We start from the raw sequence: 1109 nt of genomic DNA, 5'->3' as shown, positions 1-1109 counted from the left end.
CGAGAAGCTGAGCAAGGATCACTACATCGGCACCGACGACATGGTGGTGAATTTCTTCACCTACGTCGCCGAAGAAACCCGTGAGTGGCTGGCCAAGCTCGGCGTGCGTTCCCTCGAAGAGCTGATCGGCCGCACCGATCTGCTGGAAATCCTCGAAGGCCAGACCGCCAAGCAAAACCACCTGGATCTGACCCCGCTGCTGGGCAGCGATCACATCCCGGCGGACAAGCCTCAGTTCTGTGGCGTTGAGCGCAACCCGCCGTTCGACCAAGGTCTGCTGGCCGAGAAAATGGTCGAGATGGCGACATCGGCGATCAACGACATGAGTGGCGCCGAGTTCGACCTGGACATCTGCAACTGCGACCGTTCGATCGGCGCGCGGATCTCCGGCGAAATCGCTCGCAAGCACGGCAACCAAGGCATGGCCAAGGCGCCGATCACCTTCCGCTTCAAGGGGACGGCCGGTCAGAGCTTTGGCGTGTGGAACGCCGGCGGTCTGAACATGTACCTGCAAGGCGATGCCAACGACTACGTCGGCAAAGGCATGACCGGTGGCAAACTGACCATCGTGCCGCCGAAGGGCAGCGTTTATAAGACTCAGGAAAGCGCCATCATCGGCAACACCTGCTTGTACGGCGCCACGGGCGGCAAGCTGTTCGCCGCCGGCACCGCAGGCGAGCGTTTCGCCGTGCGTAACTCCGGTGCTCACACAGTTGTGGAAGGCACTGGCGATCACTGCTGCGAGTACATGACCGGTGGTTTCGTCTGCGTCTTGGGCAAAACCGGTTACAACTTCGGTTCTGGCATGACCGGTGGTTTCGCCTACGTGCTTGATCAGGACAACTCTTTCGTTGACCGGGTCAATCACGAACTGGTGGAAATCCAGCGGATCAGCGGCGAGGCGATGGAGGCTTATCGCAGCCATCTGCAAAACGTGCTGAACGAGTACGTCGCCGAAACCGACAGCGAGTGGGGTCGTGAACTCGCCGAGAACCTCGATGACTACTTGCGCCGTTTCTGGCTGGTCAAGCCTAAGGCTGCCAACCTGAAGTCGTTGCTTTCCATCACTCGTGCCAAACCGAAGTGATATGCTCCTGAAGAGTTTGATG

Annotated in this window: 1 pseudogene; it reads left to right on the top strand. The window is 59.4% G+C overall.

From position 1 onward, the window contains the following. Positions 1-1087: pseudogene (gltB, locus tag ACIOU6_RS27715) on the top strand (glutamate synthase large subunit); the annotation flags it as partial. Positions 1088-1109: the final 22 nt, after the last annotated feature.

Source organism: Pseudomonas sp. NPDC087615, from assembly GCF_044743445.1.
Lineage (GTDB): Bacteria > Pseudomonadota > Gammaproteobacteria > Pseudomonadales > Pseudomonadaceae > Aquipseudomonas > Aquipseudomonas baetica_A.
This window is presented reverse-complemented; position numbering and strand designations above follow the sequence as displayed.